The organism is Bradyrhizobium sp. AZCC 1678 (assembly GCF_036924765.1).
Lineage (GTDB): Bacteria > Pseudomonadota > Alphaproteobacteria > Rhizobiales > Xanthobacteraceae > Bradyrhizobium > Bradyrhizobium algeriense.
The window spans coordinates 1,914,485-1,934,534 of record NZ_JAZHSE010000001.1; the positions used below are offsets into that span (position 1 = coordinate 1,914,485).

The following is a 20,050-nucleotide window of genomic DNA, read 5'->3' on the forward strand; positions in this document are numbered from 1 at the left end:
CCCTCAAGTGAGACACGATAATCTCGGTGACAGTGCGGTTGCCACGACGGGTTATCGTGCCTTGTTTTGCGCGAACGCGGCTTCGAACTCAAGGGGTGATTGATAGCCGAGCGCCGAGTGCAGGCGTTCCTTGTTGTAGACGTCCGCGATGAAGCTATCAATCCGACGGCGAGCGTCCCTGATGTCGGAGAACGCCTTGCCGTTCACCTTTTCGGCCTTGAGCGTCTTCATGAAGCTCTCAGCCTTGGCGTTGTCGAACGGGTTGCCCGGCCTGCTCATGCTGATTGTGATGGCGAAGAGGGCCAAAGGCTGACGTCAGCGAGGCGCAGCCCGCGATTGCCTGACGAACGTCGCGGGACAAGCAGCCTCACGCATACGCAAAAACGGCAACTGTCCCCTTCATAGGAAAGCTATTGAGCCGCCGTCACTCGCAACGATTTCCTCAGAGCCCGTGTGGGGCTCGATTCCGGATCCGCGATCGGGCGGCGGTAGGTCGCGACGCGGCGCAGCCAGCCGACCTCGAAGACACGGTTGGATGGAAGGTTGCGAACCCTCTGCTGCAGGACGAACTGCGCCGCATCGGCGAATTCGGCGCGCACGGCCTTCGGATCGCCGGTCACGCCGTTCATCTTGAGCAGCACCTGCTTGAGACCCCAGCCCTGCCGTCGCCCGGTCTCCCGGTTCATGGCGGCTTCGTTCGGGTTGGTGCCCTCGCCCTTGAAGTTGATGTAGTCGATCAGCGGATAAAAATCCTCGGAGGCACGAATGACGCGCGTGAACTGGATGACGATATGTTCGCGCTCCGTGCCGTCGGGCGTCGTCTTGAGGATCTTCTCCATCGCACCTTGCGCCCGCGTCACCATGAATTGCGTCTGCTCCGCCACGGTGTCGAGCAGAAACTGCCTCAACTCTTTCATCTGCGGTGAGTTGGCGTTCCTCCTGAACTCAGCCCGGCTTGTCCACGGGTTGGCCGGAATTTGCGTCTGGTCCAGCCAGGCGGGCAAACGCACGTTCTTCTTGCGCATGAATTCGAGCAGGGCCGGAAAGCTCTCCTCGAAAGGCAGCCATTTGCCAACAGGAAACCAGATGAAATGACCGATGCCCAGGGAAGCGAATTCCTCGTTCGCACTCCATGCCGTGATCGCATCAGTTTTTCCGCCTGTTTCATTCAGCCAGATCTTCTGGCCAATCTTCTTCGCCAGATCGCCCGGCAAGACGAGCTGTGGTACAGGTAAATCCTTGGCCTCGGGGCTCGATTTCCGTGCCTCCGGCATTTGAACGGCAGCTTCCGGCGCTGGCTTCTGCACCTCATTCTGCCGCAGAACTGTTTCGGGTTCCGACTTCTGCGTGCGGGATGCTTGCGCGACGCCAGGGCCTCCCTGCTCTTTTTCGTTATCAGCGACGCGTGTCGCGGCCGGCGCGGCTGTTTCCGCCAATGCCGTTTGCGTCGCCATGCCAGCGACGATGACACACGAGAGCAGCCATGAGCCGCAAGCAAGCACCTTCGCGCTGTACTGTCCGGCTTTCGCTCGCCGTGCCGTTCTCCTGCCGCCACCCGCACGCCAGCGGCCAATGAAATCACCGCCCATGTCCATGTTTCCGAAGGCTAGCCTGACGGGAAGGGTCGTGCGGGCGAACAACACGATGCGTATGGCGAAATCGTGGGGTCATAGTGGCGGCCCGGTGCCGGCGCCACATGGGCGACAATCCTGCGCATCGCGCCGACGAGGGGGCGAGAAAGCGGTCCCTACGCGGCTTCTTCGTGACAAACTGTATCCAGTTAGATACATTTGGCCATGAGCACGCTCATTCGGTCATCCGTCTTCGATTGGCTGAATAGCTTGAAAGATCAGAAGGCCAAGGCGCGGATACTGCACCGGTTGTCGCAAGCCTCCCTGGCAATCTCGGGGATTGCGAACCGGTGGGCGAAGGCGTCTCGGAAATGCGTATCCACCATGGTCCGGGATTCCGTGTCTATCTCGTGCGTCATGGTGCCGCCGTCTATGTGCTGCTTTGCGGTGGCGACAAGTCCAGCCAGCGCCGGAAATATCGCCGGGGCAAAGCGCATGGCGAGGGAATTGAAGGAGAGCGGGCGATGAAGAAGGCCAAAGCCAAGGAAAACGCCAAGGGAAACATCAAGGAAAACGTCAAGGCAAAGGTCACTTACGCGCCATTCGAGGTCGCTGACTATCTCGATAGTGAGGAAGCGATTGCGGAATATCTTTCGCTCGCCGCCCGCGACGAAAACCCCGGCGTATTGCTCAAGGCGCTTGGTGACGTGGCCAAGGCGCGCGGCATGGCGGAGGTCGCGAAGGCGTCCGGTCTCGGCCGCGAAAGCCTCTACAAGACGCTGGCACCGGGTGCCAAGCCGCGTTTCGAAACGATTGCCACCATCATGCGGGCGCTGAATGTCGGGTTTTCAATCGAAAGCAGGTTGCCAGTGCGAGCGAAGAAGGCCCGCAAGTTGAAAGCGGCGTAGGTGGCCAGCGAGGCTGCGAAACGCACTCACTTCATCTCCCCCAGCAGCTTCCGCGTTTCACCCAACAAAGCCCGAATCTGCCTTCGCTCGGCGATCGCATCCCTGGTGAACAGGCCGTGCTTGCGCGCGTTCTGGTTTGCTCTTGGCGCGCCGGACCCCTGTGCTCCGCCATGCATGCGGCAGCGCTTTTTGTCGTGCACCGCCGGCGAGCGGCACGCGCCGCCGAAACGGGTTTTGGCGCCGCAACGCGGGCTCGCCAGCATCGGGCCGGTATTTCTGATGTAATCGCTCATGCCTGTGCTTCCCGCTTGGCATCAGCGGAATCGCGCTTTCGCCTGGAGCCCGCGGCCTTCGGTGCCTTCCGCGCCGCGGATGCCGGGTTCTTGTCCGACACGATCACGCGCGCATGCTGCGTGACGTTGCCGACGATGGCCTTGCCGCCGTCCCCGACCGACACGTTCTGCACGGTGATCGCAGGCTCGCCATGGCTGCGGTAGCGGTTGAGCGCCTCGATCTGTGCGGGAAACGTGCGGGCGAGCCTGCCCAAGGCGCGCGCGGCGCTGTCGTGCTGGGCGAGGTCGTCCGCATTCGCAAGGTGATGGGCACATCGCATCGCCATCACGTGAACGGAAACCATCTGCGCCACCAGCATGGCTTCGATGGAATCCCGGGGCTTGATGCTCTTCACCATCGAAATCATGAAGGAGAGGTTGACCTCGTCAGGACTCTCGCCGCTCACGCTGGCCTTTACCAATTGCCTGATAATGCCATGCATCGCTTCGCGATCGGCAACCCCCAGGGTGTCAGCCATCAGCCGTTCGCCGAGCTCCTGATCGGGATGGTCGATGGCGAAGCCGTGCGACTGAAGCTTTATTCGCGGGGCTGCGGCAGCTTTGGTCTGGTCAGTTGCGGCGATCGTCGCTGGCACAGTGAGGTCCGGTGCGGTGTTCATGTCGAGATTCCTTGAGGAATGCGCGCGGGCCGAGCGCGCGGTTCGGCCACGCGCAGGCGATCGTTCGCCGCGGCGTAGCGAGAGCAATTTCAATTGTGGGTGAAGATTTGAGCCGCAATCGCACCGACCAGCCCGCTATTGCGGGGCGACGGGGATTTCAGAGGTTGCGGGATGATGAAGGAATGCCGCTGATTTGCCCGACGTGTCAAGTTGCTTCTTCGAATGACGGCGGCCGGCTGCTACTTTGCATGAGGTTGTTTTCGATATTTTGGGAGTGTGCATGTCGGAAGCGCAGCTTCCTATTCCTTCTCCCCGGACTGCCTCAGCTTGAAATGCCCGAACGCGGTAGCGATCGGCTTCGCTGCATCCTCCTGCCAGGCCTGCGCCTGGAAGGCTACGATACGCAGGCCTTGCTTGACGATCGCGACATTCGCAAAGCTGTCGAGGGCACGTCCCGAACGCAAATAGTTGATGGTCAAACCGATCGGCTTTGGCGGCGTTGCAATGCCGAGTTCGCGCGCCACACCGACAATCGCAGTCGTTTCCAGGAAGGCGCCGGTGATGCCGCCGTGGATGGCGGGCAGCACCGGATTGCCGATGATCTTCGGCGAGAAAGGCATGTGCAGTACGCCGTCTTCAGCGAGGCCGATGCCGAGGCAGCGGGCAAACGGGCTTTTGGCGAATGGGCCTGAGTTGTCTTCGGGCGCGTCGAGGACCGGCGCCTCATACGCTTCCCAGTCCTGCAGCATGTTCGTGCGGTTGGCGCCGATCATGAAGCACGCGGCGGCGGTCGCGACAGGATCCTGCTCGGTCTCCTGATAGGCGGTCGAGCGCACGAAGGCGATGGAATGCGTGACGTGGTAGCAGATCGAATGCGCTTTGATGTCGAGACCGGGCTTGGCCGGCCTCTGGTAATCGATGCGCAGATCAAGCGTCGCGATCGCGCGGTTGCCGTCGAGCGCCAGCTGCACCGCCATGCCGCAACTCTCGTCGAGCATGGCGGTGACCACGCCTCCGTGGATCACGCCGGTTTCCGTGTCGCCGGCGAAGACGGATTGGTAGGGCAGGCTGGACCAGGCCTCGCCGCGCTCGGCGCGATGCGATGCGAAGTCCGCTGGCGCGGCCATAGAGAGACCGGCGTTCCGCGATCGCCTTCGCCAGTTTGTCGAACGGCAGCGGCTGCCCCTCATCTGTCGAGATTTCAGACATGCTGCCGGTTTAGCATGCCGCCGAGATGAATTGTGCAGCAATATGCATGAGGTGCCGGCATCGCGGGAGGTGGTTGCCGGTTCGAAGATCTGCCTCTGTTTAACCCGACCTTCGAAAATTTTGATTGCAGGTTGGGTGCGCTAAGACCGCAAAACGTCTTGAATGCAATCATCACCCCTGGATGTATCGCGACCCGCTACCGTCGCTTGACTTGAGGCCGGCCTCGATGATCTTTCGATGGACTCAATGTCTTCTCGTAATTTCTTCAGCTCGAAATACGCTTTGACGAAGTTGAAATCAGCTGAAGTAGCCGTAGCGGGACGTTTGCGCATTTCAATCCCTCCGCTCTCTCCAAGAATCTATAGATCGTAGCGTGTGCGCTCGAAGAACGGAGCGTGCGGACTCGTAGAGGTCAAACCACGTAGCCCTCGACGAGCCCGCAACCACCGCGCCGCTTTGGTGGCCCCCGTCGTGCACACTTGCTGATGGTTTGCGCAGAGTCTGTAGCGCCGCGAGCACAACAACACTGAACTCGCGAATGTGGTAACGGAGTTACAGCTGGTTCCCGCTGTTGGCCGCTTACCCAAAATCGTCCCGTCCCCTCTGAAGAGGCTACCGTCGCGATGAGTGCCAAAGATGTGGAGCGATACGCATGATGCGTCGGCATCGGTGGAGGTGGTCGTCGACCCGAAAATCTGCCTCTATTGGAAAGACGGCCTGCACGTAGCCGGCCCTAGGTGTCTGCGGAGTGGCTGCCGGCCTTGCCGGAGCCTAAAGTTTTTGCGTGGGAGAGTGGCGATATGGGTGGTTTGGTGATCAGTGGCGGCCGGGTGGTGGATCCGGCGAGCGGGCTGGACGCCATTGGCGATGTGGCGGTGGTGGATGGCCAGGTCTCCGCTGTCGGCACCGGGCTCGGCGGCGCCGAACGGGTGATCGACGCGACCGGGCTGGTGGTGGCTCCCGGCTTCATCGACCTGCACGCGCACGGCCAGTCGATCCCGGCCGACCGCATGCAGGCGTTCGACGGGGTGACGACGACGCTGGACCTCGAGGCGGGCGTATTGCCGGTCGCATCCTGGTATCGGCGCCAGGCCGCGCATGGGCGCGTGCTGAACTACGGCGCCGCCGCCAACTGGGCTTTTGCGCGCATCGGCGCAATGACCGGCTCCAACGCGGAAAGCTCGCTGGAGGCGTTCGGCAATGCCATGCGCGATCGCCGCTGGATCGACAACGTGGCCAGCGACACGGAGGTGGCCGGCATCCTCGACCGCCTTGCAATCGGATTGAACGAGGGCGGCATCGGCATCGGCATCCTCAACGCCTATGCCCCGGGCGCCGGCGTGCAGGAGCTGACCGCGGTGTGCCAGCTCGCGGCGGCGCATGATGTCGCGACCTTCACCCACGTCGCCTACATGTCCCGCATCGACCCGGAAAGCGCCGCCGAGGCCTATATCCGCCTGATCGGCTATGCCGGCGCCACCGGCGCGCACATGCACATCTGCCACTTCAACTCTTCCAGCAAGACGGACGTGGAGCGTTGCGCCGTGCTGGTGGCCAAGGCGCAGGCGCAGGGCCTGCCGATCACGGTGGAGGCCTATCCGTACGGCACCGGTTCGACGGTGCTGGCGGCGGCCTTCTTCAGCGATCCGGATTTCGAGGCGCGCAATGGACTAGGCTACGATTCGGTGCAGCGGGTGACCGACGGGCGGCGCTTCCGCGACCGCAAGGAGCTGCTGGCAGCGCAGGCGGAGGAGCCCTCCACGCTGGTATTGTGGCATATCCTGGATACCGAGAACAATCCGCACCATCGTGACCTCCTGGACATATCGGTGCTCTATCCCGGCGGCGCGATCGCGTCCGACGCGATGCCCTGGACGCTGTCGGACGGCAGCGCTTACACCGGCGACGCCTGGCCGCTGCCTGACGACGCCACCTCGCATCCGCGCTCGGCGGGTTGCTTCACCCGTTTCATCCGCGAGTGGGTGCGTGAGCGCAAGACGCTGTCGCTGCTGGAAGGCGTCCGCAAATGCGCGCTGATCCCGGCGGAGATCCTTTCCCACAGCACGCCCGCGATGCGTACCAAGGGAAGGCTGCAGCCAGGCGCGGATGCCGACATTGTCGTGTTCGATTTCGAGGCGCTGTCGGACCGGGCGACTTTCTCGGCGATGAACCGTCCGTCAGAGGGCGTCCGGCATCTGGTGGTCAGCGGCGAGCCGCTAATCAGCGATGGCGTGCTGGATGTGGCGGCGAGGCCCGGCCGGCCGGTGCGCCGGCCCGTTGCCGAGAGTTGATTGTGCCGGTCCCGATCCTGCTGGTCACCGGTTTCCTCGGGGCAGGCAAGACCACGGTCGTGAACCACCTGCTGGCGCACGCCGAGGGGCGGCGGATCGCCGCCGTGGTCAACGATTTCGGCGCTGTTAACATCGATGCGGAGCTGATCGCGGGCGCCAGCGATGGGGTGGTCAGCCTGAGCAATGGCTGCATCTGTTGCTCGCTGGAAGGCGATCTCTTGCGCACGCTCGCCGCCCTGCTGCGGCGTGATCCGCGGCCGGAGTTCATCGTGATCGAAACCAGCGGGATCGCCGATCCCTCGGATATCGTGCGCAACCTGATGGATCCGATGATCTGGCGGGAGGCGCCGCTGGAAACGGTGCTATGTGTGGTGGACGCGACGACAACGGAAGAAGCGTTGAACGACGCGTTGCTGCGCTCTCAGCTGCGGGCAGCCGACGTGGTGGCGCTGAGCAAGGTGGACCTGGTGGACGCGGCGGGTCGCGCAAAGCTGCGCGATGTCGTCCGGGCACTGCGTCCGGCGGCGGTGGTGGTCGATGCCCTGCATGGCGAAGTCCCCGCAGCGCTGCTGTTCCCCGCGGATTTGGACCGCGTGCCCGCGCCGCGCGAGATGGGGCCGCGACGGCCGACGGCTGACCGGTTCGAGACGCTGAGCTGGACATCGGAACATCTGGTGTCGCTCCCGCGGCTGCAGCAGGCGATCGGCCGGCTGGCGCCGAAGCTCGCCCGGGCGAAGGGGTTGTTCGAGACCGTGGAGCAGCCGGGGCGGCTGACGGTATTTCAGCTCGCCGGCGGGCGCGCGACGTTGGCACCGGGCGGGGCGCTGCCGGCCGGGGCACTGCCGGCCGGGGTAGCGCGTGCGCGGATGGTATTCATTGCCGAGATTGGTGTTCTCTCGACCGCCGAGATCGACAGGGTCATGGAAGCGTGCATCGAAGCCGGCTGAAGTCGTGTCCGGCAATCGAATGCCGGACGCGACTGGAGCGCAATAACGATCGTCTTACTTCTTGTAGGCGGCGATCACGGCTTCACCGTCGGGGCCGGCCTTCTTGAGCCAATCGGCCGTCAACTGCTCCCCGATCTTCTCAAGACCCGTCTTCAGCGCCGGAGGCGGCGGCAGCACCTTCATCTTGTTGGCCTGAAGCTGTTCGAGATACCACTTCGCCTTTTCTTCCGCGAGTTTCCAGCCGCGTTCTTCGGCGACCGCCGCCGCCTTGAGGATCGCGTCCTGGGTCGGCTTGTCGAGCGCGTCAAAAGCCGCCTTGTTCACGAAGGTGACGTTCTTCGGAATCCAGGCCTGCGTATCATAGAAATGCGTCATGGTTTCCCACGCCTTGCTGTCGTAGCCGGTCGAGCCTGACGTCATGAACGCGTTCACAACGCCGGTAGCCAATGCTTGCGGCAGTTCTGCCGCCTGGATGGTGACAGGCTGCGCGCCGACAAGCTCGGCGATGCGCGAGGTGCCGACATTATAGGCGCGCCACTTCAAGCCTTTCATATCCTCAACGGTGGCAAGGTCCTTCTTGGCATAAATGCCCTGCGGACCCCACGGCACCGCGAAGAGGAGCATCAAGCCTTGCGATGCGAGCTTCTTTTCGATTGCAGGTTTCGACGCGAGCCACAGCTTCTTGGCTGCCGGGTAACTCGTCGACAGGAACGGGATGACATCGATGCCGAACATCGGATCTTCGTTCTCATGCAGCGAGATCAGAACCTCGCCGGCCTGCGCCTGTCCGGTGGCGACCGCACGCTTGATTTCCGGCGCCTTGAACAGCGAGGCGGCGGCATGCACGGTGATCTGCAGCTTGCCGCCGGTGGCGTCACCGACGTCCTTGGCGAACGCGATCAGGTTCACCGAATGCGGATTGTCCGCCGGATAGGCGGCCGGGAGATTCCATTTGGTCTGCGCCGCTGCTGGAACGACAAGTGCGGGAGCGGCAAGCGCCGCCACGCAGGCGGCCATAGCGCACGTCTTAATTAGCCTGAACATGACAATACCTTTCTCTAGCCAGGGAATGCTATCCGCGGCAGCAGCATCACGATAGCAGGAAAGACCGTGATGATGGCAACCGCCAGAACGAGCAAAAAGAAGAACGGCAGGGCGGCCTTGGCGACCGTGTTGGAATCCTTGCCGCTCATGGTCTGCAGGACGAACAGATTGAAACCGACGGGCGGAGAGACTTCCGCCATTTCCACCACCAGCACCAGGAAAATGCCGAACCAGACCAGGTCGAAGCCGGCCTGCTTCACCATCGGAATAACGATGGCGGTGGTCAGCACGATCATGGAAATGCCGTCGAGTGCCGTGCCGAGCACGATGTACATGACGGTCAGCGCCGCGATCAGTGCATAGGGACTGAGCTGGAGGCTGTTCACCCAGTTTGCGAGCGCCAATGGGATGCCGGTATAGGCCATCGACGTGCCCATGTAGGAGGCGCCCGCGAGGATCAAGAGGATCATGCAATTGACCCGCGTCGCGCCCATGACGCTCGCCCAGAACGATTCCCAGCTCAGCGCGCCTTGCCACCATGCGATGGCGAGCGAGCCCAGCACGCCCCAGGCCGCGCATTCCGTTGCCGTCGCCCAGCCCATCAGCAATGACAGAAAAACGAAAACGATCAGCAGCAGACAAGGAATAAGATTGAGCGATTCTGCGATGCGCCTGCGAAGGCTCATCGGCGGATCGGCCGGCGGCGTGCGCGTCGGATTGGCGAGCGACCAGATCGCGATGTAGCCGGAATAGAGCATCATTACCAACAGGCCCGGCAGAAATCCGGCGAGGAAAACCTGAATGATGGAGACGTTCGCCTGCACGGCGTAGACCACCATGGTGATCGACGGCGGGATGAGAATGCCGAGCGTGCCCGCACCGGCGAGAGAGCCGAGGCTCAGGTTTTCGTCATAGCCGCGCTTCTTCAATTCCGGTAGCGCAATCTTGGCAACCGTGGCGCAGGTCGCGGCCGATGATCCCGATACCGAACCGAATACACCGCAGGCGAGCACATTGACGTGCATGAGCCGGCCCGGCAGCCAGTTCAGCCAGGGCGCAAATCCACGAAACATTTCCTCCGACAACCGCGTGCGGAACAGAATTTCGCCCATCCAGATGAAGAGTGGCAAGGCCGCGAGCGACCACGACGCGCTATTGCCCCACACCGTTGTCGCAAGCACGCTGCCCGCCGGAATGGCGCCGCCGGCGAACTGCATGCCGGCCCATCCAGTCGCCATCAAGGCGACGCCGATCCAGACGCCGGCACCGAGCAGCAGCGCAAGAAATCCGAGCAGGATAGCGGCGATGGAGAGAAGCTCCATGTCAGACCCCACTCTGCATGGCGCGTTCGACGATCTCCTCGGCACTCGTCGGCTTCGGCAATTCGTAGCGCGGCGCGAAGCCGCGCAGGACATGGACCAGCTCATCCACGAAAGCGATGAAGAGTATCACCAGCCCGCCACTGTAGCCGAGCTGCGGAATCCACAGCGGCACCGCGATGACGCCTTGCGAAATGTCGGAAAATTTAAGGGATTGCCAGGTCATGATCGCAGCATGCCACGCGAAAAAGCCGATGAAGCCGACGCCGACGAGGAGCGCTGCGATCTCGACATAGTGGCGGACGTTGTCGTTGAGGCGATCGATCAAGAGGCCGACGCGGATCATCTCGCCGTGCTTGAAGGTATGCGCGAGCCCGAGGAAGGCCGTCGCCGCCATGCACCAGGAGATGAAATCATCGCCCGCCGGAATATTGACGCCGAGCGGCCGGCCGCCCGACAACAGCAGCATCAGCACAAAAATCGCAATCAGGAAAAGTCCGGCGAGATAGCCGGAGAAAAGGTAGATTCGATCAAGAAACACGCGGATCATACTGTGTCCTTCTCCTCGCACGCCTATTGCCCGCAAGCAATAGTGGTGCCACTTCCGGTAACCGTCCGCTTCCGGAAAGAGTCTATCGATCCTGGCCGTGGGCGAAAGCGGACACCGAAATCAGTCCCCGGAAGACGCGACAGGGTTTCGGAATTGCTCCGGGCCGTCAAGGCCGACTCACGACGGATACGGTCAAGCGCAGCCTCTATTGCTGCAGCGACGAAACACTTGCGGCGATGTTGTCGGCCAGCGCCTTCACAAGAGGCACGTAGCGCTGGACGACGTCCGCGCGGTCGAGCGCCGAGGTGAAATAGGTCATGCCGACGGTGGCGAGCACGCGCTGGTTGACGATGATGGGAAGTGCGATCGTGCCGGACGAGCGCGGCTCCACCATCGGGTCGCGTTCGGCGAAACCTTGCTTGCGGATAGCGGCCAGCAAGGACAACGCCCGCTTTCGCTCCGTGGCGAGTTTGTCTTCGCTCTCCTGCGAGCGTGTGAGCATGTCGAGCAGCATTGACCGCTCGCTCATGGGGCAGAATGCCAGGTAGGCGCGCCCCAGCGCCCGCCCGAGCAGGCTGAGGTGCATGTTGAGGGTGCCGTGAAACGGCGAGACCGGGCTGTCGGGAATGGTGCTGAAGCGGACCACGACAGAACTCCTGTCGAGGACGGCGATGGCGATTGGCCAGTGATATTGTCGCGTGAAGGCGAGCGCCCATGCGCGCGCGGCCTCGACCACCAGCGGATCGCCGTGAAAGCCGTTGCTCAGCGATTTTACCCGGGAAGCTACCGCGTAACCGCCCTGCCGCCGGTCGTTGGCGGCATAGCCCATCGCGCATAGCGACTTCATCAACCGCACCACCGTCGACTTCGGCAACCCGGTCGCCTTGTGCAGGCGGTCGATCGAGGTGACGCGGTGGCGATTGAGTTCCTCCAGCAGCAGGAGCGTGCGGGAGGCGGCTTCGACGATGTCGGATTTGAGCGGCATTTTGAAATTCCACCTGGTGGAACGCATTGAATTAGCTATGGCCCACCGCCGCCCGCGCTGCAATGGTTTTCGCCAAGCCACGTCGGAATCCGTCTTCTGAGGACGGCCCCGAGCAGATGGCGGGGAGGAACAGCCGTGTCCGGAGACGTCGTCAGGCCGCATTTTTCGTCATTCCGCCACCGCTTTTCCGCGCGGCAGACCGTCGTCGGCACGTTCATCAAGACGCCGACCACGCATGCTACCGAGATTTTTGGCGCGCTCGGCTACGATTTCGTCGTGATCGACGAGGAACACGCGCCGATCGACCGCGCGATGACCGATATCATGCTGCTCGCCGCGCGCGCCAGCAACCTCGCCGGCATCGTGCGGGTGTCGTCGGACGATCCGGCCAAGATCCTGTCGTGCCTCGACTGCGGCGCAACTGGCGTGCTGGTGCCCCACGTTGCGACGGTCGAGAAGGCGCGCGCGGTTGCGGCCGCCGCGCGATACCGCGGCGGACGGCGCGGCTATTCCGGCTCGGCCCGCGCCGGCGCATATGGCGGCACCCCGATGTGGTCCCTTGTCGATGAACAGGATGCATCGGTCTGCGCGATCGCGATGATAGAGGATCCTGAAGCGCTCGATCACATCGACGCCATCGCTGCCGTCGACGGAATCCACGGGCTCTTCATCGGCCGTGGCGATCTCACCGTTGCGCTTGGCGCCAAGTCGTCGGCCGACGCGTCCGTGAAGGATGCGGTTATCAGGATCATCGCGGCGGCAAAGAAAGCCGCCAAGCCGGTTTGCGTGATGGTGGCGAGCGCGGCGCAAGCCAAGGATTTCGCCGGCCTCGGCGCCAGCGCCTTCATCATCTCGTCGGATCAGGGCCAGATGCGCCGGGCCGCGGCGCAAACGCTGACCGATTTCAAAACCCTCGTTCAAACCACGGATGGCTCACATGTATCACAGCTCTGATCCCCGCGCGGCGCTCGCCGCTGCTCCGGTCGGCACCAAACCCGCCGCCACCCACTTTGCGGGCGCGGAATATGCGAAATTCTACGAAACGCCGCCAACTGAGAATCAAAACGGCGCGCGTACCTGGTACGCCCGCGGCCAGAATTTCATCATCGCCTATAGCGACGCCGACAAGGGCGCCTTGCTGAGCCGGACCAACCAGCCCGACGAATATGTCGTGCTGCTTCCTGATCCAGGTGCGGGCGCCGAGATCGTGTGGGGCAACGAGCGTAAGGTCGTCGGCGGTCACTCCATCAGTTTCGTGCCGGCGGGCGCAAGCTCCGTCACGCTGCTAGGCGCTGCCAAGGTGGTGCGCATGGTGACGACGCGATCGGAAGATCTCGCAATGCTGTGCTCCAACGCCGCGTCCTACGCGACGCCGCATCCCAATCTGCCGCCGTTCGAGCCGTGGCCGGAGGCGACGGGGGGTCCTAAAATCCGTACCTACAGCCTCGACGTCGCGGCAACGCCGGGCCGGTTCGGGCGGATCTTCCGCTGTTCGACCTTCATGGTGAACTTCCTCGAGCCGAGAAAAGGCCCGCGCGATCCGAGCAAGATGTCGCCGCACCACCATGACGATTTCGAGCAATGCTCGCTGGCGCTGGCCGGCACCTTCATTCATCACCTGCGCTGGCCATGGACGACCGACATGGCCCAGTGGCGCGACGACGATCACGAGAGCTGCGGATCGCCTTCGATCGCCGTGATTCCGCCGCCCTCCATTCACACCTCGCAGGCCGTCGATCCCAAGCTCAATGTTCTCGTCGACATCTTCTGCCCGCCGCGCATGGATTTTTCGGCCAAGCCGGGCTGGGTGCTGAACGAGGACGATTATCCGATGCCCGTGCAAGGCCCCGCCGGCAAATCCGCTGCCTGATACGTTTTCAATCGAAAGGGCCCCCACCATGGCCGACAAGCAAGTGTCCTATCCAACCACCGTGCCGTTGCCGACGCTGTCGCGGGCGGCTGAGGTCGCCGAGCTTCTGGTCGGTGCGATCGATCTGCACTGCCATAGCGGTCCGGCGGCCATGCCACGCATTCTCGATCATCATGAGGAACTGCTCGATGCGGCGGCCGCGAAATTCCGTGCCGTGCTCTACAAGGATCACTTCTACGCCGGCATGGCGCATGCGATCCTCTTGGAGAAGTTGTTTCCCGAAACCAATGTGAAGCTGTTTTCAGGCATTGTGCTGAACAATGCGTCGGGCGGCATCAACCCTCACGCCGTCGACCATGCCATCAAGCTGGGCGCCAAGATCGTCTGGATGCCGACGCTCTCGGCGGCGAACCATATCAACGCCATGGCGGCCGGAAACTCGACCTTTCCAAAGACCGCGCAGAAGATGCTTGATCCGATCCCGCTTTCCGCGCTCGATGCGAACGGCAAGCTCACGGATGACACAAAGAAGGTCATCGACCTCATTGCCGAGGCGGACATCATCCTGGCTGGCGGTCATCTGCCGGCCAGCGAGTTGCATATCCTGTTCGACGAGGCGGCGCGGCGCGGCGTCAAGAAGATGATGGTCAACCACCCGACCTATATTGTCGGCTGCAACGACACCGATATCCGCCAGTTGGTCGCGCGCGGCGTCAAGATGGAACATTCGATCTGCATGTTCATCGAGGGTAAATCCTTAAAATACAGCCCGGATGATCTCGCGCACCTGATCGAAGTGGCCGGTGTCGACAATACGATCCTGTCGTCCGACCTCGGGCTGCAGGGGTCGCAGCGTCCGGTGGATGGCTTTCGCAGCATCACGCAGATCCTGCTTGATCTGCAAATGCCGAGCACCGCCATCAGGAAGCTCGTCAGCGACAACGCCGCACGGTTCCTGAATCTTCCGATGAGCCAGTCGGCCGCGCAGAACGCCGCATAGCAAGACAAGCGCAAAGACCGCGAGAAGCGGCGCGCACCATTTGGGGAGGAGGCAGATCATGAGTTGCGGTGGACGCCGTTTGAAAGGCTGGAAGCAGTTGCAGCCGTTTGCTGCGGCATTGCTGTTCGCTGGACTAAGCAACGCGACCGTCGCCGAAGAGGGGCGCAAACCACCGAAGCCGCCGATCATCCTGGAATCGACCGGCGCGTATGAAGTGGGCGGCAAGGTCGTCGCCAAGCCCGGTGATCCCAGCCAGACGCTCTCCTGCGACCACGGCTACGTCGAGTATTTCATCCCCGCGAAGAGGCGCAGCGTCGGCCTGATCATGTGGCACAGTTCCAGCACGAAGGTGTGGGAAAATCGCTGGGACGGCGGTGAAGGCTACAAGAGCATTTTCCTGCGCAGGGGATATCCGGTTTACCTGTGGGACGGTCCGCGCGTCGGTCGCGCGAACTGGAGCTGCGAGCCGATCACCTACACGCCTGATTATTTCGATCAACGCAACTTTGCCGCCTGGCGTTTCGGCCTGACCCACCTCAACTGGCATCCGGGCCTGCAGTTTCCGACCGCCGACAAGGAAGCCTGGAATCAGGCGACGCGCGCCCGTTACGACGAGTTCGATACACTCGAGAATGCATTGCTGCAGGCGGAGGCCGGCGGCCAGGCCATCGACAAGATCGGCCACGTCATTGCCGTCACCAATTCCGCGGGCGGCTGGCGCGCGTTGTTGTCGGCACTGAAGGCAAAAAGCGACAACATGAAGGGCATCGTTGCCTACGAAACCCCGGGCTTCGTCTTCCCGGAGGGCGAGGGGCCCGCGCCCAAGCCGGATGCGCCATATGGTCCCAATGCCGTGCCGCTGGCCGAGTTCATGAAGCTGACGAAGTTTCCGATCCAGATGGTGTTCGGCGACTACACCGACACGCGACCCATCTGGAAAACCTCAGTCGAGGTGGCGAAGACCTTCTGCGATATCGTCAATCGTCACGGCGGAGATTGCGAGGTTTCGCTGCTGCCCGACGCGGGCCTGCGTGGCAACACGCACATCGCCTTTGCCGATCTCAATAACGAAGCCGTTGCGGACGAATTATCCAAATGGTTGGGCCGCAAGGGCCTGGACAAGTTTGCTGCAGAATAAGCGCTGGTGCCAACGCGAGCCCGTACGCAATTCGGAGGAAACATGCGCCTGCTCTCTTTCGGCCTCGTCGGCCTCGCATTAGCCATTGCGCCATGTCACCACGCCGTCGCGCAGGAGTGGCCGAACCGTCCGGTTACCATGGTGGTGCCGTTCCCGGCCGGCGCCGCCGTCGACACGCTGGCGCGCGCCGTCGCGCACGCGCTGAGCGAAGATTTCGGCAAGCAGTTCATCGTCGAAAACCGTGCGGGTGCGGGCGGCAATCTCGGCGGGACGGCGGTCGCCAAAGCGGCTGCCGACGGCCATACGTGGCTGTTCGGGACTCCGGCGCCGATCGCGCTCAACAAGTTCATGTACAAGGGCCTGGCTTACGATTCCGAGCGCGATTTCATGCCGGTCGTGCTCGTCGCCAAGTCTCCGTTGATTATCGCGGCGACATCAGACTTTCCGGCGAAGACGCTTCCCGACCTGATAGCCTATGCCAAGCAGAACCCGGGCAAGGTCAATGTCGGCCATCCCGGCAACGGCACGCTCGGGCACATTACCTCGGCGCTGATCCAGCAGTTCGCCGGCGTGGAGATGACACATGTGCCTTATCGCGGCTCGGCGCCGCTGATCACGGATCTGCTGGGCGGACAAGTCAACGTCGCCATGGATTTCATGCCGACCTATCTGCCGCTGGTGGCTAGCGGCAAGGTCCGCGCGCTGGCCGTGACGACGAGCCAGCGCGTCGCGCAACTGCCCGATGTGCCGACGGTGCAGGAAGCGGGATTCAGGGGATTCGAGGCGACGGCGTGGTACGCGATCGTAGCTCCCACCGGAACGCCGCAGGACATCGTGGGCAAGGTGAACAATGCGGTGAACGGCTTCCTCAGGAGCGACAAGGGCAAGACCATCCTCGAACAAAACTCGCTGCAAGGCGTCGGGGGCTCTCCCGACGACCTCAAGGCATTCATCGACGGCGAGCGCACCAAATGGCGTCCCGTGATCGAGGCTGCAAAGATCACGATGTGAGGCCGCCATAGATGACTGCTATTGAAATTCCTGCGCTGTCGATTCCGAAAGTTGCGCTCGTCACGGGCGGCAACAGTGGCATCGGCAAGGCGACGGCGGCGCGGCTTGCCGCCATGGGGTCGGCTGTCGTGGTCGGCTACAACAGCCGCCGCGGGCAGGCCGAAGAGGTGGTCGGGGGCTTGCAAGGCCGCGGGCATCTCGCGATGCGCATCGCGATCGACGATCCGGCTTCCATCTCCGAGGCCGCGGCGGTCGTGGACAAGCAGTACGGGCGGCTCGATGTGCTGGTCAATTGCGGAGGCGCCACCACCCCTGTGCCCGCCGCCGATCTTGACGGACTGACGGACGATATCTTCGACCGGACTGTTTCGCTCAATCTGCGCGGGCCATTCGCCATGGTTCGCGCCTTTCGTCCGCTGCTGGAACGCGGCAGCGGAGCGGCCATCGTGAACATCTCGTCGATTGCGGCGCGCACGGGTTTGGGCAGCAGCCTGGCCTATCTGGCGGCAAAAGCGGGCGTCGACGCGCTCACGATCGCGCTCGCGAAAGTACTCGCGCCGAAGATCCGCGTGTTCTCGGTTTCGCCGGCCGGTGTGGATACGGATTTTGTCGCCGGCCGGAGCCGCGAACAGTTGCAGAAGATTGCGGAAAAATTGCCGCTGGCCCACGTCACCACGCCCGATGATGTCGCAAGGGCGACGGTAGCCTGCATCGTCAACCTGACCAGCTCGACGGGAATTGTGGTGCCGGTGGACGAGGGTAGGCACCTTTAGAGCGGAAACACCAATCACGCCGCAGTGGCTGATGTCACGGATAGGGGACGATGGAAAAATTGAAATTCTACATCGACGGCGCCTGGGTCGATCCAGCCACGCCCTCAACCCTCGGAATAGTCAACCCTGCGACGGAGGAGACATTCGCGCAGATCAGCCTGGGCTCGAGGCTGGACGTGGATCGGGCCGCCAAGGCGGCGCGCCGCGCTTTCGCGACGTATTCCGTAACTGATGTCAAAGGGCGTCTGTTCTGGCTTCAGAAGATCATCGAGGGCTTTAGGGCGCGTCTGCCGGAGCTGGCGCGGATGATGACCCTGGAGATGGGCGCGCCCATCACGTTTGCCACCGAGCGCCAGGCGACCGTCGCGCTGTTTCATTTCGAAGAGGCTGCGCGCGTGCTTGCGAACTACAGGTTTGAGGAGCGGATGGGGAACGGGATCGTCCGCCGCGAACCGATCGGTGTCTGCGGATTGATCACGCCGTGGAACTGGCCGTTGAACCAGGTTGCCTCCAAGGTCGCGCCGGCGCTCGCCACCGGTTGCACCGTCGTCCTGAAACCCAGCGAGATCGCGCCGCTCAGCGCGATGATGTTTGCGGAGATCGTCGACGCCGCGGGTGTCCCGGCGGGCGTCTTCAATCTCGTTAACGGAGACGGGCCTACGGTAGGCGAGGCGATTGCCGCCCACCCCGAGATCGACATGGTGTCGTTCACTGGGTCGACAACGGCCGGCGTAAGGGTGGCCAAGCTTGCGGCGGATACGGTCAAGCGCGTCGCGCAGGAACTGGGCGGCAAATCCGCCAATATCATCCTGGCCGATGCCGACGTGAAAGCTGCCGTGACCCAGGGCGTTCACGCCTGTTACACGAACGGCGGCCAAAATTGCCAATCTCCGACGCGCATGCTTATCCCTCGCGCGCAGCGGGACGCGGCATTCGCGGCGGCGCGTGAGGCTGTCGACACGATCCGCTTAGGCGACCCGCTCGATCCGGCGTCCACCATGGGGCCGCTGGTGAACCAGGCGCAGTTCGAGAAAGTGCAGGACCTCATCCAGTCCGGCGTTGACGAAGGGGCGACGCTGGTGGCCGGCGGAACGGGGCGGCCATCCGACGTCAACCGCGGATACTATGTTCGCCCGACGGTGTTCGGTGACGTGACGCCGCACATGAAGATTGCACGCGAGGAGATCTTTGGCCCGGTGCTATCGATCATGAGTTACGACACCGAGGACGAGGCGATCGAGATCGCCAATGACACGCCGTTCGGATTGGCGGGTTTTGTGCAGTCCAGCGATCCTGATCGCGCTCGCACCGTCGCCAACCGCATCCGCGCCGGGCGCGTCTATCTCAACGGCGCGCCGTTCGACCGCAGCCTGCCGTTCGGTGGCTACAAGCAGTCCGGCAATGGGCGTGAGTTTGGAGTCTTCGGGTTTGAGGAATATCTCGAGGTGAAGGCCATACTCGGCTACTGAGGCTGGCGCATCGCGAGCGAAGGCACTCAGGCGGCGGGACGGAAATGTCCGGGCGGGTGTTTCGTATCGCGCCGGATCAGCCGGCGAAGCGTGGAAGGCTCCGCATAACCGACCTGCCGCGCGATCTGCCCGACAGACAGGCGCGTGGTCTCAAGCAGGAATCGTGCGGTCTCCAGCCTGATCCGTTGCACGAACTGAATCGGTGAGACGCCGCATGTCGCTGCAACTCGCCGGGCAAATGTCCGTGGCGCCAACGCGACGGCTTCGGCGAGTTCCTCTATCGCAAAGTCGCGCGCGATGTTGTCGCGCACCCATTTCTCGGCCTTGGCAATCCTGGGGTCCTGGCTCGCCAGATAGTTGATCGCCATGAACGGCGCCTGCGAGCGCCGCCCGTCCAGCAGAAGATAGTTGGCGCAGGCTTTCGCCAGGCTTGGTCCTGCAAACCGGCCGACGACCGCAAGCATCAGGTCCATCTGCGCCATGGCTGCGCCGCCGGTTGCGATCGGCCAATCGGCGACCACCATCTGCTCCGTCAGCAGTTCGACGGCGGGATAGCGCTGCCGGAACAACGGCGCGAACCACCACGTTGTGGTTGCCCGCCGGCCGTCGAGCAAGCCCGTCTCCGCCAGCAGGAAGGTGCTCGCGCAGGACGCGGCGAGCATGGCACCCCGTCCGTGCGCCCGCCTCAGCATGTCGCCCGCGTGGCGGCACGCCGGGCTCTTCAACTTCACGTCCAGTGCGTCCGCCGTCGCCGTGCCAAGACCGGGGACGATGACGAGTTCGATTCCGCGCAGGTCGACGCTGCTGCGGCGGGATCCGCAACTCACCGTCGTAACCTTGAAGGGCGGAACGCGCTTCGCAGCACTGATGCGGTTGGCCGTTGCCATCACATCGTGGGTGATCGCCGCGCTCGAGGCCATGCACCCCTCGATCTCGACAACCGCGATTTTGGTCATGTCAAAAAATACCCGATTAATGTCAATTTTGACACTAGCCTGCCGACCTCGAAATCG

At 63.0% G+C, this 20,050-nt stretch carries 19 protein-coding genes and 1 pseudogene; 10 read left to right on the forward strand and 10 right to left on the reverse strand.

The window, feature by feature from the left end; genetic code table 11:
* Positions 1-51 precede the first annotated feature (51 nt).
* Together V1294_RS09135 and V1294_RS09140 are read right to left on the reverse strand one after the other, a co-directional pair.
* Positions 52-279 (reverse strand): integrase core domain-containing protein, encoded by a 228-nt coding sequence (locus V1294_RS09135; protein WP_442895327.1) that lies wholly within the window; start codon positions 277-279, stop codon positions 52-54.
* 131 nt (positions 280-410) lie between these two features.
* On the reverse strand, positions 411-1,589 hold the full coding sequence (locus tag V1294_RS09140; RefSeq protein ID WP_334496492.1) for a hypothetical protein: 1,179 nt from the start codon (positions 1,587-1,589) through the stop codon (positions 411-413).
* A gap of 353 nt (positions 1,590-1,942) precedes the next feature.
* On the opposite strand from V1294_RS09140, the gene V1294_RS09145 reads away from it, so the two are divergent.
* Entirely contained in the window at positions 1,943-2,479 is a 537-nt protein-coding gene (locus V1294_RS09145) for an addiction module antidote protein (RefSeq protein WP_334496494.1), read from the forward strand.
* 26 nt (positions 2,480-2,505) lie between these two features.
* Here the strand turns inward: V1294_RS09145 and V1294_RS09150 are convergent, their stop codons facing one another.
* The 3 genes and pseudogenes from V1294_RS09150 to V1294_RS09160 all read right to left on the reverse strand — a co-directional run bounded on the left by V1294_RS09150 (position 2,506) and on the right by V1294_RS09160 (position 4,640).
* On the reverse strand, positions 2,506-2,772 hold the full coding sequence (locus V1294_RS09150; RefSeq protein WP_334496496.1) for an HGGxSTG domain-containing protein: 267 nt from the start codon (positions 2,770-2,772) through the stop codon (positions 2,506-2,508).
* Positions 2,769-3,431 carry a hypothetical protein gene (locus V1294_RS09155; RefSeq protein WP_334496497.1) on the reverse strand — a complete coding sequence of 221 codons (663 nt, stop codon included), beginning with the start codon at positions 3,429-3,431 and terminating at the stop codon, positions 2,769-2,771. Before V1294_RS09155 ends, V1294_RS09150 begins: the two co-directional genes overlap by 4 nt.
* A gap of 299 nt (positions 3,432-3,730) precedes the next feature.
* Positions 3,731-4,640 (reverse strand): annotated as a pseudogene (locus V1294_RS09160) (PaaI family thioesterase).
* A gap of 800 nt (positions 4,641-5,440) precedes the next feature.
* On the opposite strand from V1294_RS09160, the gene V1294_RS09165 reads away from it, so the two are divergent.
* Both V1294_RS09165 and V1294_RS09170 read left to right on the forward strand, forming a co-directional pair.
* Positions 5,441-6,931 carry an amidohydrolase family protein gene (locus tag V1294_RS09165; protein WP_334496498.1) on the forward strand — a complete coding sequence of 497 codons (1,491 nt, stop codon included), beginning with the start codon at positions 5,441-5,443 and terminating at the stop codon, positions 6,929-6,931.
* Between the two features lie 2 nt (positions 6,932-6,933).
* Positions 6,934-7,878, forward strand: a complete 945-nt coding sequence (locus tag V1294_RS09170) for a CobW family GTP-binding protein (RefSeq protein WP_334496499.1) — start codon at positions 6,934-6,936, stop codon at positions 7,876-7,878.
* A gap of 54 nt (positions 7,879-7,932) precedes the next feature.
* Here V1294_RS09170 and V1294_RS09175 read toward each other — a convergent pair whose 3' ends face one another.
* The 4 genes from V1294_RS09175 to V1294_RS09190 form a co-directional block, all read right to left on the reverse strand.
* Positions 7,933-8,895: a TRAP transporter substrate-binding protein gene (locus V1294_RS09175; protein ID WP_334489499.1), complete on the reverse strand. Its 963-nt coding sequence runs from the start codon at positions 8,893-8,895 to the stop codon at positions 7,933-7,935.
* Positions 8,896-8,936: 41 nt separating this feature from the next.
* Positions 8,937-10,244, reverse strand: coding sequence for a TRAP transporter large permease (locus V1294_RS09180; RefSeq protein WP_334496500.1), 1,308 nt, complete (start codon positions 10,242-10,244; stop codon positions 8,937-8,939).
* Between the two features lies 1 nt (position 10,245).
* Complete coding sequence (locus V1294_RS09185; protein ID WP_108520340.1) at positions 10,246-10,791, reverse strand: TRAP transporter small permease; 546 nt, start codon at positions 10,789-10,791, stop codon at positions 10,246-10,248.
* A 205-nt stretch (positions 10,792-10,996) separates the two neighbouring features.
* Complete coding sequence (locus V1294_RS09190; protein WP_334496501.1) at positions 10,997-11,776, reverse strand: DNA-binding transcriptional regulator; 780 nt, start codon at positions 11,774-11,776, stop codon at positions 10,997-10,999.
* Positions 11,777-11,911: 135 nt separating this feature from the next.
* On the opposite strand from V1294_RS09190, the gene V1294_RS09195 reads away from it, so the two are divergent.
* The 7 genes from V1294_RS09195 to V1294_RS09225 are packed head-to-tail and all read left to right on the forward strand — an operon-like array spanning position 11,912 to position 19,037.
* Positions 11,912-12,730 (forward strand): HpcH/HpaI aldolase family protein, encoded by an 819-nt coding sequence (locus V1294_RS09195; protein WP_334496503.1) that lies wholly within the window; start codon positions 11,912-11,914, stop codon positions 12,728-12,730.
* Positions 12,714-13,646: a hypothetical protein gene (locus V1294_RS09200; protein WP_334496505.1), complete on the forward strand. Its 933-nt coding sequence runs from the start codon at positions 12,714-12,716 to the stop codon at positions 13,644-13,646. Before V1294_RS09195 ends, V1294_RS09200 begins: the two co-directional genes overlap by 17 nt.
* A 28-nt stretch (positions 13,647-13,674) precedes the next feature.
* Complete coding sequence (locus V1294_RS09205; protein ID WP_334496507.1) at positions 13,675-14,646, forward strand: DUF6282 family protein; 972 nt, start codon at positions 13,675-13,677, stop codon at positions 14,644-14,646.
* Between the two features lie 58 nt (positions 14,647-14,704).
* Positions 14,705-15,784 (forward strand): alpha/beta hydrolase, encoded by a 1,080-nt coding sequence (locus V1294_RS09210; protein WP_334496509.1) that lies wholly within the window; start codon positions 14,705-14,707, stop codon positions 15,782-15,784.
* 42 nt (positions 15,785-15,826) lie between these two features.
* Positions 15,827-16,795: a Bug family tripartite tricarboxylate transporter substrate binding protein gene (locus tag V1294_RS09215; RefSeq protein ID WP_334477297.1), complete on the forward strand. Its 969-nt coding sequence runs from the start codon at positions 15,827-15,829 to the stop codon at positions 16,793-16,795.
* A gap of 11 nt (positions 16,796-16,806) precedes the next feature.
* On the forward strand, positions 16,807-17,568 hold the full coding sequence (locus tag V1294_RS09220) for an SDR family NAD(P)-dependent oxidoreductase (RefSeq protein ID WP_334496512.1): 762 nt from the start codon (positions 16,807-16,809) through the stop codon (positions 17,566-17,568).
* A gap of 50 nt (positions 17,569-17,618) precedes the next feature.
* Positions 17,619-19,037 (forward strand): aldehyde dehydrogenase family protein, encoded by a 1,419-nt coding sequence (locus V1294_RS09225; protein WP_334496514.1) that lies wholly within the window; start codon positions 17,619-17,621, stop codon positions 19,035-19,037.
* Positions 19,038-19,063: 26 nt separating this feature from the next.
* Here V1294_RS09225 and V1294_RS09230 read toward each other — a convergent pair whose 3' ends face one another.
* Positions 19,064-19,993: a GlxA family transcriptional regulator gene (locus V1294_RS09230; protein ID WP_334496516.1), complete on the reverse strand. Its 930-nt coding sequence runs from the start codon at positions 19,991-19,993 to the stop codon at positions 19,064-19,066.
* Between the last annotated feature and the right edge of the window lie 57 nt (positions 19,994-20,050).